General features: G+C 48.2%; 12 protein-coding genes. 3 read left to right on the top strand and 9 right to left on the bottom strand.

Annotation, left to right across the window (positions count from 1 at the left end; all coding sequences use genetic code 11):
• The first annotated feature begins 97 nt into the window (after positions 1–97).
• Positions 98–2,545: an alpha-L-arabinofuranosidase C-terminal domain-containing protein gene (locus tag ACPYIV_RS06180; protein ID WP_425886153.1), complete on the top strand. Its 2,448-nt coding sequence runs from the start codon at positions 98–100 to the stop codon at positions 2,543–2,545.
• A 144-nt stretch (positions 2,546–2,689) separates the two neighbouring features.
• Here the strand turns inward: ACPYIV_RS06180 and ACPYIV_RS06175 are convergent, their stop codons facing one another.
• From ACPYIV_RS06175 to ACPYIV_RS06155, 5 genes are all read right to left on the bottom strand, one after another.
• On the bottom strand, positions 2,690–5,038 hold the full coding sequence (locus tag ACPYIV_RS06175) for a family 20 glycosylhydrolase (protein WP_293734643.1): 2,349 nt from the start codon (positions 5,036–5,038) through the stop codon (positions 2,690–2,692).
• Between the two features lie 115 nt (positions 5,039–5,153).
• Complete coding sequence (glyA, locus tag ACPYIV_RS06170) at positions 5,154–6,434, bottom strand: serine hydroxymethyltransferase (protein WP_293734644.1); 1,281 nt, start codon at positions 6,432–6,434, stop codon at positions 5,154–5,156.
• 107 nt (positions 6,435–6,541) lie between these two features.
• Positions 6,542–6,865: a type II toxin-antitoxin system RelE/ParE family toxin gene (locus ACPYIV_RS06165; RefSeq protein WP_301705068.1), complete on the bottom strand. Its 324-nt coding sequence runs from the start codon at positions 6,863–6,865 to the stop codon at positions 6,542–6,544.
• The gene (locus ACPYIV_RS06160) at positions 6,859–7,113 is read right to left on the bottom strand and encodes a hypothetical protein (protein ID WP_301705067.1); all 255 of its coding nucleotides are present in this window, start codon (positions 7,111–7,113) and stop codon (positions 6,859–6,861) included. The genes ACPYIV_RS06165 and ACPYIV_RS06160 overlap by 7 nt, the downstream gene beginning before the upstream one ends.
• Positions 7,114–7,209: 96 nt before the next feature.
• The gene (locus tag ACPYIV_RS06155) at positions 7,210–8,265 is read right to left on the bottom strand and encodes a Gfo/Idh/MocA family oxidoreductase (protein WP_425886152.1); all 1,056 of its coding nucleotides are present in this window, start codon (positions 8,263–8,265) and stop codon (positions 7,210–7,212) included.
• 366 nt (positions 8,266–8,631) lie between these two features.
• Here ACPYIV_RS06155 and ACPYIV_RS06150 point away from each other — a divergent pair, with 366 nt between their 5' ends.
• The gene (locus ACPYIV_RS06150) at positions 8,632–9,243 is read left to right on the top strand and encodes an HU family DNA-binding protein (RefSeq protein ID WP_293733713.1); all 612 of its coding nucleotides are present in this window, start codon (positions 8,632–8,634) and stop codon (positions 9,241–9,243) included.
• 3 nt (positions 9,244–9,246) lie between these two features.
• On the opposite strand, the gene thiC is transcribed toward ACPYIV_RS06150, so the two are convergent.
• From thiC to thiD, 4 genes are read right to left on the bottom strand one after another with little or no spacing between them, the layout of a single operon-like run.
• On the bottom strand, positions 9,247–10,953 hold the full coding sequence (thiC, locus tag ACPYIV_RS06145) for a phosphomethylpyrimidine synthase ThiC (RefSeq protein WP_299361587.1): 1,707 nt from the start codon (positions 10,951–10,953) through the stop codon (positions 9,247–9,249).
• Positions 10,954–10,971: 18 nt separating this feature from the next.
• Positions 10,972–11,709 carry a thiamine phosphate synthase gene (locus ACPYIV_RS06140; protein WP_293733715.1) on the bottom strand — a complete coding sequence of 246 codons (738 nt, stop codon included), beginning with the start codon at positions 11,707–11,709 and terminating at the stop codon, positions 10,972–10,974.
• A complete protein-coding gene (locus ACPYIV_RS06135) occupies positions 11,700–12,299 on the bottom strand; it encodes a thiamine phosphate synthase (protein WP_425886151.1) in 600 nt (199 codons plus the stop codon). The genes ACPYIV_RS06140 and ACPYIV_RS06135 overlap by 10 nt, the downstream gene beginning before the upstream one ends.
• Entirely contained in the window at positions 12,296–13,135 is an 840-nt protein-coding gene (gene thiD / locus ACPYIV_RS06130; RefSeq protein WP_425886150.1) for a bifunctional hydroxymethylpyrimidine kinase/phosphomethylpyrimidine kinase, read from the bottom strand. The genes ACPYIV_RS06135 and thiD overlap by 4 nt, the downstream gene beginning before the upstream one ends.
• Before the next feature lie 251 nt (positions 13,136–13,386).
• On the opposite strand from thiD, the gene ACPYIV_RS06125 reads away from it, so the two are divergent.
• Positions 13,387–15,942, top strand: coding sequence for a DUF5686 family protein (locus ACPYIV_RS06125; RefSeq protein WP_425886149.1), 2,556 nt, complete (start codon positions 13,387–13,389; stop codon positions 15,940–15,942).
• The last annotated feature ends 17 nt before the right edge of the window (positions 15,943–15,959 follow it).

The following is a 15,959-nucleotide window of genomic DNA, read 5'->3' as shown; positions in this document are numbered from 1 at the left end:
ATTAGCATTTCTTTAGAAAGAATAGTTTGGATCAGAGTCGTTTTCAATACTGGCATCGATGGGGCTTTTTATTGAAATTATTCTTTAAGTTTGCACCATGAAATCGAATTTAATTCTATTAGCGCTCTTATTAGCCGGTTGTCAGCCGGAAATGCCTGTAACATCTTCTATTCTAATAGAAGGGGATGGTTTGACCATTCCTGTAAACAAGGAATTGTATGGTTTGACCATTGAGGAAATCAACCATGCGGTGGATGGTGGTATCTATGCGGAACTGATACAAAACCGGAGCTTTGAAGACGGAGTGCCTCCTTTGAACTGTCCGTATGATCCTGTTCGCCGGGTTCTGACTACACCGAATGGGTGGAGTATTCCCTTTTTGCGCTCGGATTCGGTGCCGGGATGGCGTTGTTTTTCTGCAACATCTTATATGTACCCTGACACCAAAGAGCTGATTAACGATAAGAACCGGCGTTCCCTGCTGGTCTCGGTGTCCGCTTCAGCCGAAACGGGAAAAGGGGGTGTCGTTGCCGAAGGGTATGGAGGAATACCTCTTCGCAAAGGTGAGAAATACGATCTGTCTTTTTATATGAAAGGAGCCTCCATGGTTCCGAAGACCGTAAGTCTTGCTTTGGCCGACTCTACGGGGGAGACCGCTTTCAGCGAAGTTTTCCGTGTCGCTCCGGCCTACGAGTGGAGGAAATACAAGCATACCTTTACCGCTACTTCGAATACGGACAAAGCCGTGTTGACGATAACGACGGACAGCTCGGCTGTTTTCTGGCTGGATGTCGTTTCCCTGTTCCCGCAAAAAACATGGAAAGGCCGTCCGAATGGATTACGTCCCGGGCTGATGGAGCTGATTGCTGCATTGAAGCCTGCATTTATACGCTTTCCCGGCGGAAGTTTTGTTGAAGGATATACGGCCGGAACTTATCCGGTCTGGCATGAAACCGTTGGGGATATTGCTGAACGTAAACATTTCTGGAATGTTTGGGCATACGGTACGACAAACGGTACCGGTTATCATGAATATCTGCAGATGTGCGAAGACTTGGACGCCGAACCGGTCTATGTCATCAATAGCGGCGTGACGAGCCAAAGCCGCCGTCCGCGTTACGAAGATATAACGGCGATGGGAAAACTGGTGCAGGATGCTTTGGATGCCATCGCCTATGCCAACGAACCGGCCGATTCCATTATGGGTGCTTTGCGGGCCAAGCATGGACATCCGGAGCCTTTCGGACTGAAGTATGTGGAGATCGGCAGCGAAAATTACGGACTGGAATATAGCAAACGTTTCGAGTTGTTTAAGAAAGCGATCCAGGAGACTTATCCGGATGTTACGGTGATAAGCAGTTCCGACGTGAGAGGGAAAAACAGGAATGAATGGTCGGATACCCATTTCTATTCGAGCGAATCGTTTTTGCAGTCCAATCATAACCGTTTTGCATCCGGGCGTACGCGCCGGATGCCCCCTGCCTTTATCGGTGAATTCGGCCTGTCCGGTGGAGCGACTCCCGGAAGCTTGCGGGCTGCTATCGGGGAGGCTTGTTTCCTTGCAGGAGCAGAGAACGGGCAGGATATCGTGAAGCGTCTGGCTTACGCCCCGGTTTTAGGAAATACGAAATACAAGATAGAGCGCTATCCGGCCATCTCTTTTGACGGCGAAAAGGTTGCTCTTTCTCCTTCCTACTACCTTTTGCGGATGTTCGGCACGAACCGGGGAGACGAAGTGCTGAAGACCGAGGTCCGTACTTACCAGAGGCCACAGGTTACTTTCGGACAAGCGGGTATCGAACTCTTCGATAACAGTTATGAATTCAGGGAGGTGAAAATAGACGGCATCCCGGTTACGGAAGGTTCCGTTATGACCGGAGGCTGGACCGTCGGCCAAGGCACATTGACACCTGTAGCAAACAGATGGAACTACATTCTTTTAGGGAATCCGTCTGACTATGATTATACGTTCTCGGCCGATATCAGACGGACGAAGGGGAGCGGGCAAATCCAGTTTCGTGTGCGTGACAACGGACTTCCGGGAGAACAGAATGATTATATCGGGTTGACGATCGGAACAGGTGTTGCCGAGTTCTATCGCCAGGCGGGGGGAGTGAGGGATACATTGTGCACGCCTGTCCCGTATCCGTTCCAGAGTAACCGTTGGTATAATGTGAAGATCGCTTGTAAAGGCGAACAGATCGGATATTTCGTGAATGACACATTGGTTCATGAAGCGATACTTCCCGGTATTCCTTCATTGATTTCAACTGCAACGTTGGATAAAGAGACCCATACGATTATACTCAAAGTAATCAATACGACACAACACGAAGAGAAGACGGAGTTGGACCTGCAAGGAGTCAGCATCAAAAACACGGCTGAAATCATTCAGCTGGCAGGAGATCCCGAAGCGCGTAACACGTATAGCAAACCTGATGCGATCGTACCGGAGACAAAGGAAATATCGTTCTCGTTGAGTGGCCCCAGAGTGTATAATTTCCCTCCGAACTCGATTACGATAATGAAGTTGAAGATCGACTGACAGAGCGATAAGCATCGGATCCGGACCGGATGCCTATTCCGTGTTTATCCGATGCCCGTCCATCTGCAGTCCGATGCTTGCCGGATAAAACAAGAAAGGCTGCCTCTCTACAGAAGCAGCCTTTTCCGTTTAGTATCACATTAATTAATGAACTAACATTTCAGGAGTGATTTTGACAAACTTGTCGCTATCGGCTTTGCGGAGTTTCACGCTACCGTCGTTCCAGTTTGAAGGCCAGCCGCCGATGATATGCCCTAAGAATACCACCTTGATCTCGTGCAAGCCTTTCGACAAGGCGGCCGAACTGTCGTGGCGGGAGAAGCGTTTTACTTCGCCACCGTTGTTCACTAACAATTTGCCGTCGATCCAGACCTCTTCGTTGTCCGAAGAAATATAGTAAACGCCGTCTTCCGGAATGTTTACATAACCGGTAGCAATGGCGGCATACTGCTTGACACCCCGCATGGATTCGCTTGTTTTCACCACGCTGGTGATTTCGCGCAAGTCTTTGATCACCGATTTCTTCCATTCCTTTACATCGCCCAGTTTGGAAGCATTCAGGAACATACCGTCAGTCACCTGCATTTCCAGTCCCGGAGCAGTCTTGGCAACCTCTTTGGCAGGAGCCAATGCTTGCTTTTCGACTGTGATCGTACGAGTCTTGCTCATCTTACCGGAAGGCAATACGGAACGTATCTTCAGAACGCCGGATTCCGTGAACTCGATCGGAGCGGAATAGACCGTTGACTCCGGAGTCGGTTCGGAACCGTCGATTGTATAAACCACCTTGATCGGGCGGGTTGTCTTGAATTCCAGAGAAGCCTTGTCGGTGAAAGCAACGAAATTGCATGAACCGTTCGGTTGTTCCGGCTGCGGGATATGGTAGTTGATGTTAAGCTCGTCCAGACGAACCAAAGCATTATCCAGGCGACGTTCGAAGTCTTTATAATCCTTACGGGCCAGCGGAGTCCAGCCGATTTCAGCCAATGCCAGCACACGCGGGTAAGCACGGTATTCCAACAGGTCTGTGTTATACATATATTCGGACCACAGGTTTGTTTGTACGCCTTTGATAAGGTTCGCCTTTCCGGTAGCGACCAAAGTGTCGGGCGTCGGATTGTATGCATACACTCTTGACAACGGATCGTAACCGCCGATAGAAACCGGTTCGATCTTCGGATCGCCCTGGAACTGGTCGATGTACATACCACCGCTTCCCGGAGTCATGATCGCTTCGTGTCCCATGTTGGCAGCAGCGATACCGCCTTCTTCACCACGCCAGGACATAACCGTTGCGGAAGGAGCGAGGCCGCCTTCGAGGATTTCATCCCATCCGATGATCTTTTTGCCATGCTTCTCGGACAGGTATTTTTCCATGCGCTGGACGAAATAGCTCTGCAATTTTTCTTCGGCAGAGTGGTTCTTGTCGGCTTTCAAACCTTCTTCGCGGATGCGTTTCTGGCAGAGCGGACATTCTTTCCAGCTTGATTTCGGGCATTCGTCACCGCCTATATGGATATATTCGCCGGGGAAAAGAGGAGCGACTTCGTCGAAAACATCCTGCAAGAACTCGAACGGTTCTTCCTTGCCGGCACACAATACGATATCTTCGACGCCCCAGATAATACGCGGAGTTGTCGGTTCGCCCTTGCAAGACAATTCCGGGTATGCCGAGATTGCAGCTAACTCATGTCCCGGAAGTTCGATTTCGGGAACGATCGTGATGAAGCGGTCTGCCGCATATTTGACAATCTCCTTGATCTGGTCTTGTGTGTAGAAACCGCTGTACTCCGTTCCTTCGCCATCAATGCGTTTGGAACCGACTTCCGTCAGTTTCGGGTATTTCTTGATCTCGATGCGCCAGCCCTGGTCGTCCGTCAAGTGCCAGTGCATACGGTTGATCTTGAACAAAGCCAGTACATCCAAGTGTTTCTTCACATTCTCTACCGGGATGAAATGACGGCAAGGATCGAGCATGATACCACGATATTCGAAACGCGGTTCGTCTTTCACCGTTACGCAGGGAGCCGTCCAGGCAATGCCGCTGACGGCTGCCGGGCTTTCGATTTCGGCCGGAAGCAGCTGCATGAATGTTTGCATGCCGTAGAACAAGCCTTGCGGTGTCTTTGCCTTGACTGTCACGCTTTTCGGAGTGACATCCAGCGTGTAGCCCTCGTTGTTTACATCCAGCGCTTCGTCGATTGCCAGTGTAATGCCGTTTGAGGCAGCCTTGTCACTGACGGTAATCTGGTAGCCGGTGGCAAGATTCATTTGGGCGGCAAAATATTCGGCAACTGTTTTAGCTTCCGGAGTGGAAGCGGAGAAGGCTGTGTTTTTGCTTAGTTTAAAACTGCCCTCGTTCTGGACGAGGCTTACAGGCGTCGGGATAACATTGATGCCCTGGTTGTAAGGCATCTGTTTGGTAGGCCCTTCGCTGCATGACGCAAGTATACAAAGTGCTGCGCCGACACAAAGTGATAAAAGTGTTTTCATAAATTATTTATGTGATTTGATTGATTTAGGAAGAAGAAAGAAATTTATGATTTATGATTTATGATTTATTTCTGTGACGCATAAATCATAAATCAAAAATCATAAATCTATCATTTTACCAAGCGAAGATAGGATATTCCTTCATGATGCTGTTCACCTTTTCGCGAACAGCCGTGATAGTTTTGTCGCATTCAGGTGCAGCCAGTACGGTATCGATCAGCTCGACGATCTCGGCCATCAGCGGTTCTTTAGCGCCGCGGGTCGTGATAGCCGGAGTTCCGACACGGATGCCGGAAGTCTGGAATGCAGAGCGGCTGTCGAACGGAACCATGTTCTTGTTTACGGTGATATCGGCGGCAACCAATGCCTTTTCAGCTACCTTACCGGTCAGTTCGGGGAACTTCTTGCGCAGGTCGATCAGCATGCTGTGGTTGTCCGTACCATCGGAGATGATCTTGTAACCTTTATCCATAAATGCTTTTGCCATAGCAGCGGCATTTGCTTTAACCTGTGTCTGGTAAGTCTTGTATTCCGGTTCCAATGCTTCGCCGAAAGCGACTGCTTTAGCGGCGATCACGTGTTCCAGCGGACCTCCCTGTATGCCGGGGAACACGGCTGAATCCAACAGTTGGGACATCTTCTTGATCTCTCCCTTCGGAGTCTTCTTGCCCCAGGGGTTTTCGAAATCTTTACCTAAGAGGATGATACCTCCGCGCGGGCCACGCAAAGTCTTATGGGTCGTAGAAGTTACGATATGGGCATATTCCAGCGGGTTGTTCAGCAATCCGGCAGCGATCAGGCCGGCAGGGTGTGCCATGTCGATCATCAACAGAGCGCCAACTTTGTCTGCAATCTCACGCATCCGTTTGTAGTCCCATTCACGGGAATAAGCGGAACCGCCACCTACGATCAATTTCGGCTTTTCGCGTAAAGCGACTTCTTCCATCTGGTCGTAATCGACACGGCCGGTGTCTTCTTTTACGTTATATTCCGTAGCATGGTATAAGATACCGGAGCTGTTTACAGGAGAACCGTGTGAAAGGTGGCCGCCGTGTGCCAGGTTCAGGCCGAGGAATGTGTCGCCCGGGTTCAGGACTGCTAAGAATACGGCTGCATTAGCCTGTGCACCTGAATGCGGCTGTACGTTAGCCCATTCTGCATTGAAAATCTGTTTCAACCGTTCGATGGCGATGGTTTCGCTCTGGTCTACTACTTCGCAACCTCCATAATAGCGCTTGCCGGGATATCCTTCAGCGTATTTGTTGGTCAGGCAGCTTCCCATGGCTTGCATCACCTGGTCGCTTACAAAGTTTTCGGAAGCGATCAGCTCGATGCCTTTTGCCTGGCGCTGATGTTCCTTCTCAATGATGTCGAAAATGATATTGTCTCTTTTCATTACATGTAAAATTGGTTATTGCAATGAGTCCCCTGCTTCTTTTAGGGGATCGCTGGCAAATTTACGATAAAAAATTGTATACAAGATAAAATAGTATTGAAATCTCCTTATAACTTCAACATTGTGCATAAGTTGGATGGATTTTGACGGCAATCGAAAATGGCAGCAATTTTAATAATATCTTCTCGTATATAATATATGATTTTATAGTCACCGACAACAAAACTACGAAAGACTTGTTTGCTTTGAGGTTCAACTGTTTCTATTTTCCCCATTAATGGCTGACGGACTAAACTGTTTGCAGCATCTGTGATAGGATCGATTCTTTTTCGAGCAACTTTACCATTTGACATAGGTTTATAAAACGTATAAATTTCTTTCAATTGTTTTTTGGCTTGGGGTAACCACGTCGGGTTCTGTTTTTTTACCATGTTTTTATTTCTTCTTCAAGTTCTTCGGTAGAGATTCCTAAACCATTTTTGTCGTCTTCCAATGACTGTCGTAGTATTTCCATTTGTTCATCATGTGTATAAACACAAGGTCGTTTTATTGGAACAAAGTTCATGGATACGAACTTATCCAGAGATTTCCTTAGATAAGCAATCAATTCAGGATTGGTTATGCCTTGAATCTCTTCTATCAAAAGTTGCTTCATCGCGTTTAATTCCATAGTTGTCATAATATAAAGTATTAATGTTGATACTGTTGCAAATATAGGTATATTAAATGAAATAGTCCGGAGTAAACCGGACTATTTCATCAAAATACTTTATTTTCAGATTTTAATTACCTTTCCCTCTTTGCTGCTCTCCCAAGCCGCCTCGATCAGGCGGATGACAGGCAATACGCCGGCGGCATCCGTCAGGAGCGGTTCGCCGAGGCGGAGATGGCGGTATATGTTGTCGTAAAATCCCGCATAGTTTCCGGCAAGGCTGGGATATTTGCGGCGGACGGCGTTTCCGTCTTTCTCTGTGTGCAGGAGGCCCCAGATGCTTTCCTCTTCCACTCCCCAGCCGGGCGTGCCGGGCATCCGTCCGTCATTCAGATCGGCTTCCTGGCGGTCCAGGCCGTATTTGACAAACGAGCCTTCCGTGCCGTGCAAGACGAAACGGGGTTCCGGTTCACACATCAGGTAGCTGGATTTGAGGGTCACTTTGACATGTGGCGCCTTGGCGGGACGGAGCAGATGGATCACAAAATAGTCATCTACCACGCCGCCCGTACGCATGATGTCGATATCGGCAAAAACCGCTTCCGGCACACCGAACAACTGAACCGCCTGGTCGATCACATGCGCTCCGAGGTTATAGGTCAGTCCGCCGCCCATTTCGCCGGTTTCCTTCCATGTCCCCGGTTTGATGAAGTTGCGGTAGCGGGGGAAAGTCGATTCGAACTCGACTAAGCGCCCCAGCAGCCCCTTATCCAGCACTTCCCGCACAGTCAGAAAATCCGAATCCCAGCGTCTGTTCTGATAGACGCTTATCGCCAGCCCTTTGCTCCGGGCGAGGCCGACCAGTTCCTGTCCCTGCTCTACGGTTGTCGTGAAAGGTTTCTCGACAATCACATTCTTTCCCGCTTCGAGTGCTTTTCGTGCATACTCGTAATGGGTGCTGTCCGGCGTATTGACAACGACTAATTCCAATTCGTCGATTGCGATCAGCTCTTCAAAGCTGCGCACTATACGGGCAGAAGGATAACGCTCCTTCGACAGCTCCTTGCTGCGTTCCGTGATGGCTGCCAGGCAGAAAGCAGGGTTCGTACTGATAAACGGAGCATGGAATATCTGTCCCGACATACCGAAGGCGGCCAAACCTGTTTTGATCTTATCCATTGTTGAAATTTACTTTTTTCGTTTTCGTCTTATCAAATTAGAATTTATACAAAAATAGTATTTTTCTTTGCATTAAGCAATCCTTTTGTTTTTATTGCTTAAAATGAGACATTCCTCCTTGATTCTCTTGTTTTTCCTCCTTATATATCGTACATTTGATGCAAATGTAATTTGTTTTCGACGACGTCGTGTAAATATACGTCGTTGCCGAAAATATATACGACGACGTCGGGAATATGCCCGGCGACGTAGAGAACAAATTACACTTGCATCTTTTTGCGGATACATGGGATGAAAACAGCGGATGCATGGGATGGAAACGGGAAGTTTATGGGAGTTGGTAATTAATAAAACACGAAAGTAAGGATGGGAAGAGTGCAATTCGGTATTTACCAGATGCCGGCGGAAAACAAAAAAGGCAATGCCGCAAAGAAAGCCTATGCCCGGCTAATCAGCCGGGAAACAAAGAAGTTGGATGAGATCTGCTCGTTCATCAATGAATGCTGTTCGGTCAACTCGGCCGATATCAAAGGGGTGTTGGATGCTTTATCGAAATATGTCGGACGGGAACTGTCGTATGGTTCCTGCGTAGAGCTGGAGGGATTGGGCTTTTTCTCGCCGGCTTTGAAGACTTTTAAAGACGGGATGAACGAGAAAGGAGAGGAAATGTATAAAGTGCGGGTGGATGGCGTGAACTTCCGTTGCTCGAAAAAACTGAAAGAACAGGTACGGAAAAGCCAACCTCAGAAGGTGAAGCGTACGAATGTGTCGAAGTTTGATTATGAGGGACGTCGAGCAAAGCTGATGGCTTATCTGGACATGCACCGTTTTATCAACCTGACGGATTATCAAAGGTTTGTGGGTTGTACCTATTATGTGGCGAAAAGCGATTTCAAGAAGTTTGAGGAAGAAAAGCTGGTACAAAGGCAAGGATATAAGACACATCGTGTATATATCCTTGCCGAAAAAGAGGAATGATTCCTATTTATCACAACTCTCCTTATGCAAATCCTTGTTCAACCGCATGGCGCAGAAGTTAGGACCGCACATCGTACAGTATTCGCCGTCCATCACGGCACTGTCGTTGTAATATTGCAGTGCGCGTTCCGGGTCGAGCGACAAGTTGAACTGGTCTCTCCAGCGGAATTCGAAACGGGCTTTGCTCAAAGCATTGTCGCGGACCTGTGCGCCGGGATGCCCTTTGGCCAGGTCGGCGGCGTGGGCGGCAATCTTATAGGCGAGAACACCCGTGCGGACGTCTTCCTTGTTCGGCAGGCCCAGATGTTCCTTCGGGGTGACATAACAGATCATCGCCGTGCCTTGCCAGGCAATCTGGGCGGCGCCGATAGCCGATGTGATATGGTCGTAACCCGGAGCTATATCGGTTGTCAGCGGGCCTAAGGTGTAGAACGGGGCGTTATGGCAGGCATATTGCTGTTCCTTCATGTTCTCCTGTATCTTGTTCATCGGGACATGGCCCGGGCCTTCGATGATAACCTGCACGAACTGGCCCCAGGCGATCTGTGCCAGTTCGCCCATCGTATGCAGCTCGGCAAACTGGGCGGCATCGTTCGCATCGTAAATGGAGCCGGGACGGAGGCCGTCGCCGATCGAGACGGCAATATCATACATTTTCAGTATCTTGCAGATTTCGGTGAAATGCGTGTACAGGAAATTCTCTTCGTTATGGAGCTGCATCCACTTGGCCATGATTGAACCTCCGCGTGAGACGATGCCTGTCAAGCGCGTCTGTGTCAGTTCGATATGCTTCTTCAACAAACCGGCATGGATGGTGAAATAGTCGACACCCTGTTCGGCCTGTTCGATCAGTGTGTCACGATAGATTTCCCAACTCAGATCTTCAATCTTTCCGTCCACTTTTTCCAACGCCTGGTAGATCGGAACCGTTCCCATCGGCACCGGGCAGTTGCGGATGATCCATTCGCGGGTTTCATGGATATTGTCGCCCGTAGAAAGGTCCATCAGCGTGTCGCCTCCCCATTTGCAGCTCCAAACGGCCTTTTCGATCTCTTCTTCGATACCGGACGAGAGGGCGGAGTTACCGATGTTGGTATTGATCTTCACTAAGAATTTCCGGCCGATAATCATCGGTTCGGCTTCCGGATGGTTGATATTGGCGGGGATGATGGCACGCCCGGCGGCAATTTCCTTACGGACAAATTCGGGGGTGATATATGATTTCAGCCCCAATGCCTCGATCTGCTGGTTTTCGCGGATGGCGACATATTCCATTTCCGGAGTGATGATGCGCCGTTTGGCGTAATACATCTGGGTGATGTTTTTACCGGCTTTCGCCCGATAGGGCAGATGCTTTTTCGGAAAGCGGATGCTGTCCAACGAGGGATCGGCCAAACGCTGGCGGCCGTAGTCGGAGGTCAGCTCCTTCAAGCGTATCAGGTCCTTGCGTCCCGCGTACCAGGATTCACGTATGCGGGGAATGCCGTTTTGCGTATTGATTTTGATTTTCGGGTCTGAATACGGTCCGCTGGTATCATACACGATTACGGGATTGTTCTTCTTATATATCAGCTCGTCCTTTTCATTGCGCGTGACGGTATCCAGGATTTTGATCTTCCGCATACCTACGCTTATTTTGTGGATTTTACCGCGTACATAGACCTTTTCTGAAGAAGGATACGTGATGCGTATTTTGTTTTTACTTGCCATAGTTATATTATTTATTTTTTATAGTTCAGAATCGTCTCTGCAAGGGTCCGGTTTATGTTTGTTGATCTCCCGGATGAAACGGCGTGTTTCTTCCACCGGATCTTCTGCATTGATGATCGCTCCGGAAACGGCGATACCTTCTATTCCTGTCTCCATCAGCGGGGCAATGTCTTCAAACTCGATCCCTCCGATGGCAAAGATAGGAATTTCGAGTCCTGCTTCCCTATATTGTTCCATGATTTTTTGATATCCTTCCAATCCCAATACGGGGCTCAGGTTCTTTTTCGTTTCGGTGTAACGATAGGGGCCCAGGCCGATATAGGAGGCTCCTTCCCGGTCTGCCTTCAGGATATCTTCGAACGTGTTGGCCGTCGCCCCGACCAGGAAGAGGTCTGCTTGCCCTCTCTCGATAATGCGGCGCCAGGCTTCGGAGACTGGCGTGTCGTTCTTCCCTAAATGAACGCAGTGGATGCCGGCTTTGAAGGCCATTTCCAGGTCGTCGTCCAAGCAGCAGACACAATCCGTTTCGCAGTTAAACAGCGTAAAATGCGAGACTGCCTTGGCGACTTCCAGGTTCAAATTCTCTTTCATGCGGAGTTGGACCCAAGTGCAACCGCCTTTGGTCACCATTTTGACTTCATCCAACTCTGTGTATTTGTCCGTACGATGTGTGATGAACATCAACCGGTTCGTACCAGTGAAGCAGGCATACCTTCCTCTGCCTGCACTCATATATAAAAAATCATCTAATTCCATACTTGTAGCTTTTTATATTGTTTAATAATAGAATCCAGTCTGTCTGCCGAAGGACGATCTCCCCAAAGTGCTCCCAATACGGCTGCTCCCCCGAAACGGAAAGGACGCAGAAACGGAAGAGTTGTCAGGTCTATGCCTCCTAAGGCTATGACTTTGTCATTGATAATTCCGGCATCTGACGCCTCGCGGAGTGTTTCCATTTCAAAGCCATTCCCGTAACCCTCTTTCGATATACTCTGGAAAATAGGACTGAGAAACAGATAGTCGAGTGTCCGGAACTGTTCGAGTTCTCCGACGGAATGACAAGAACGGCTGATTGTGCCCGTAAAACCCGCCGGCGCCTGATGGCTGCGTTTGTTCAGATGCACGCCTCCCAAGCCATAATCCGCTGCCAGTCCGAAACAATCATGAAGCACGATTTTCGGATAATGGATGGCCGGAACCTTATCCAGTAATCTGCGTAATTCATCAGCATCGCCATCCGGTTTGCGCAAGTGAAGACGTTGCATTCCTTCCTCGAAAAGATGCGTCAGTACGACACTTTCTCCCCGGAAAAAGTAGGGCGTAGTAATTACGATCAGCCTTTTCATCCTTTTATTTTTATAAGTGGGACCGGATTGAAGAAATGGTTGAGAGGCCCGTGTCCATGCCCGGTCTTTACATCGGCTCCGGCATCGAGGGCTGCCGTTATATAGTTTTTTGCCGAACGTACGGCATCCGGCAGTTCTTTCCCTAATGCCATATAGGCGGCAATGGCCGACGAGAGCGTGCAACCTGTGCCATGTGTGTTCAGGGTATGAATGGTCGGAACTGCCAGCCGGAGCGGGGCTTCATCGCGTGTAAACAGGATATCGGCCATTTCTTTGCCTTCCAGATGTCCGCCTTTCATCAGTACGGAACGGCATCCCAAAGCCAACAGTTTCTGTGCGGCTATTTCCATATCTTCCTCGTTGCATATCGGTATGCCGGAAAGGAAAGCCGCTTCGTCTATATTCGGAGTGATCAATGTGACGCGGTGGAAAAGCTCTTTTATGATGACTTCGATTGCTTCGTCTTCCATCAGCTTGCTGCCGCTGGTGGAGATCATGACCGGATCGAGGATGATTTTCGACGGGGAGAAACGATCGATCGAACGGGCTACGATCCGGGCTGCTTCCCGGTTATGCAGCATCCCGATCTTGACGGCGTCGACTGTCAGGTCTTCAAATACGGCATGAATCTGTCCTTCGACAATCTCCGGGGAAATAGCTTGTATTCCTCTTACACCCTGTGTGTTCTGGGCTGTGATCGATGTGATGGCAGAGGCTCCGAAGACTCCTAAAGCCGAAAATGTTTTCAGATCCGCTTGAATGCCGGCACCGCCGCCGCTGTCTGAACCGGCTATAGTAAGTGCCACCGGATAGCGGAACATCGTGTTTCTTTTCATTTCTACATATAAAAGGAGGGAAAAAGCCTTGTCTGTTGTTTCCTACGGCGGCATTACCCGCATCAGGTTCATGAGGGTATAATCTCAGCCCGTTAACAGTATGGCACCCCTTTCGGAGGACAAAGGTAGGAAGATTTTTTATAATTGGAATATTATGTGCGTGTTTTGGAACACTCTGTAAAAAGAATCTGTTATACTTTTGCAGCGGTTTAATTAGGGATAAAGTAAAAATAAAAGGATAAGGAATTGTGATGGGGAAGAAGATTGTTTTTTTGCTGGCATCCTTGTTTATGGCATGCATGGCAAACGGACAGAATACGATCATAAAAGGAATCGTAACCGATTCGATTACAGGGGAAGGATTACCCTACGTTTCTATTATATTTAAAGGAACGACAATAGGCACGGCAACAGACGGGGATGGTAATTTTTCATTCTCCGCATCGACCGATGTCAAAAACCTGGAGGTGTCTTATCTCGGATATGATACGAAAGAGGTTAAAATCATTCCGGGTAAAACGAATAATCTGAAAATAAAATTGGCTCCGAACGGAATCGCCTTGAATGAAGTTGTCGTTAAACCAAAGAAGGAGAAATACAGCAAGAAAGAAAATCCGGCTGTCAAGTTTGTAAAGCAGGTCATTGCCTCACGGGAGAGTAACGATCCGCGTAACCACGACTATTTCCAATACGATCAGTATGAGAAGATGGTGTTTGCGATGAATGATTATCATCCTAAACCTAAGAAGAACGGAAAACCGGGTAAATTCGATTTCCTGGTCGATTTTATTGATACGCTCGATGTCGGTACGACTATTCTTCCGGTTTCGGAAAAGGAAAAAGTCGAATCGGTCTACTATCGTAAAGAGCCGAAGTCGGAGAAGCGTCTTGTAAAAGGGAATAAATCATCCGGCGTGGATGAAATCTTCTCGCGTGATGGTATCCAGCAGTTCTTGAATGAGGTTTTCCGGGAAGTCGATATTTTTAAGAATGACATTCCTTTGTTCTTGCAGCGGTTTGTCAGCCCGCTCTCTACTATCGGACCGAATTATTACAAGTATTATTTGCTCGATACGTTGAATGTAAACGGACAGAAATGTGTGGATCTGGGATTTGTCCCTTTTAATTCGGAGACATTCGGTTTCACCGGGCATCTGTTTGTTACGCTCGATTCTACATTCTTTGTACAGAAAGCGATCCTGAATGTGCCTAAGGATATCAACCTGAACTTTGTATCCGGAATGACGATCGAGCAAACGTTTGAACGTACGCCCGACAGTACGCGGATCATTACGAAAGACGATATCAATGTCAATTTCAAATTGAGCGAGAAATCAAAAGGCATGTATGCGCGGCGCTTGAATATCTACAGCAACCATTCGTTTGACGAACCCGATGCCGAACGCGCGCTTGTGTTCAAAGAGAGCGCACCTGTCATCACGCTAAAGGATGCTTATCAGCAATCGGAGGATTTCTGGACAAGCAACCGGCCGGAAGAGGCGATTAAGAAGAATCCGAATTCGGTAGAGAAGCTGATGGCTAAATTCCGTTCCGTTCCGATCTTCTATATAACGGAAAAAGTTGTTTCGATCCTTGTCTCCGGATATATCCCGACCAATAAGGATCCGCTTAAAAGCAAGTTCGAGTTCGGCCCCATGAATACGACAATCAGTGGTAATGCGATCGAAGGAGCCCGTTTCCGTGTGGGAGGAACTACGACGACTGCATTTAGTAAAAACCTTTTCTTTGACGGCTATATGGCGTACGGTACGAAAGACGAAAAGCTGAAATATGATGCTCTTGTCGAGTATTCATTCAACGATCGTAAGGAATATCGTAAGGAGTTTCCGCTAAACTCAATCCGCCTGGAATATATGTACGATATCAACCAGTTGGGACAGCAATATATGTACGCCAGCAAGGATAATATGTTCCTGGCCTGGAAACGCCAGAAAGATACGCGGGCTACTTATTTACGGCAGGCCGAACTGACTTACTATCACGAACATTATAATGGTCTGGCTTACGGAGCTGTCGTCCGCAACCGTCGTGAATATGCAACCGAATATGCCGTGTTCGACCGGATCGGACCGGATGGCACGATCAGCCCGGTTAAGAGTTATGATATGACGGAGTTGGAATTGAAGTTCCGTTATGCCAAGGATGAAAAGTTCTACCAGACGCGTAACCTTCGCTATCCGATTACGTTCGATGCGCTGATCTTCAACTTCAGCCATGTGATGGCAAAGAAAGATTTGTTAGGTTCGTCGTACGATTATCAACGTACGGATATCGGTATTCAGAAGCGTTTCTGGTTCTCGGCTTTCGGCTATATCGATCTTATCACGAAAGCTGGGAAAGTATGGAACAAGGTTCCTTATCCGTTGCTGATCCTGCCGAATGCCAACCTTTCTTATACGATCCAACCGGAATCATATACGAATATGAATGCGATGGAATTCATCAGTGATGAGTATGCATCCTGGGATTTGACGTATTACATGAACGGAAACCTGTTGAACCGCTTGCCGCTCATCAAGAAGTTGAAATGGAGAGAGGTGTTTTGCTTCCGTGGTATGTGGGGGCATCTGACGGAGAAAAATAATCCCATGAATGGGGGAGACGGCTTGTATCTTTTCCCTGACGGCTCTTATACGTTTGGAAAAGCTCCTTATATGGAAGCAAGCGTCGGTATTGAAAACATATTTAAGTTCCTCCGTCTCGATTATGTATGGCGTTTGAACTATCGCGATCATCCTGGCATCCAAACGAAAGGTGTTCGTTTTATGATGCGAATGTCATTTTGATCAAAGGGAACATAGAA

Source organism: Parabacteroides vesiculifaciens, from assembly GCF_049860805.1.
GTDB lineage: Bacteria > Bacteroidota > Bacteroidia > Bacteroidales > Tannerellaceae > Parabacteroides.
This window is presented reverse-complemented; position numbering and strand designations above follow the sequence as displayed.

Excerpts from the sequence above, each read along its gene's own strand:
- ACPYIV_RS06180 (WP_425886153.1), top strand. The coding sequence starts at position 98 with ATGAAATCGAATTTAATTCTATTAGCGCTCTTATTAGCCGGTTGTCAG.
- ACPYIV_RS06175 (WP_293734643.1), bottom strand. The coding sequence starts at position 5,038 with ATGAAAACACTTTTATCACTTTGTGTCGGCGCAGCACTTTGTATACTT.
- glyA (WP_293734644.1), bottom strand. The coding sequence starts at position 6,434 with ATGAAAAGAGACAATATCATTTTCGACATCATTGAGAAGGAACATCAG.
- ACPYIV_RS06165 (WP_301705068.1), bottom strand. The coding sequence starts at position 6,865 with ATGGTAAAAAAACAGAACCCGACGTGGTTACCCCAAGCCAAAAAACAA.
- ACPYIV_RS06160 (WP_301705067.1), bottom strand. The coding sequence starts at position 7,113 with ATGACAACTATGGAATTAAACGCGATGAAGCAACTTTTGATAGAAGAG.
- ACPYIV_RS06155 (WP_425886152.1), bottom strand. The coding sequence starts at position 8,265 with ATGGATAAGATCAAAACAGGTTTGGCCGCCTTCGGTATGTCGGGACAG.
- ACPYIV_RS06150 (WP_293733713.1), top strand. The coding sequence starts at position 8,632 with ATGGGAAGAGTGCAATTCGGTATTTACCAGATGCCGGCGGAAAACAAA.
- thiC (WP_299361587.1), bottom strand. The coding sequence starts at position 10,953 with ATGGCAAGTAAAAACAAAATACGCATCACGTATCCTTCTTCAGAAAAG.
- ACPYIV_RS06140 (WP_293733715.1), bottom strand. The coding sequence starts at position 11,709 with ATGGAATTAGATGATTTTTTATATATGAGTGCAGGCAGAGGAAGGTAT.
- ACPYIV_RS06135 (WP_425886151.1), bottom strand. The coding sequence starts at position 12,299 with ATGAAAAGGCTGATCGTAATTACTACGCCCTACTTTTTCCGGGGAGAA.
- thiD (WP_425886150.1), bottom strand. The coding sequence starts at position 13,135 with ATGAAAAGAAACACGATGTTCCGCTATCCGGTGGCACTTACTATAGCC.
- ACPYIV_RS06125 (WP_425886149.1), top strand. The coding sequence starts at position 13,387 with ATGGGGAAGAAGATTGTTTTTTTGCTGGCATCCTTGTTTATGGCATGC.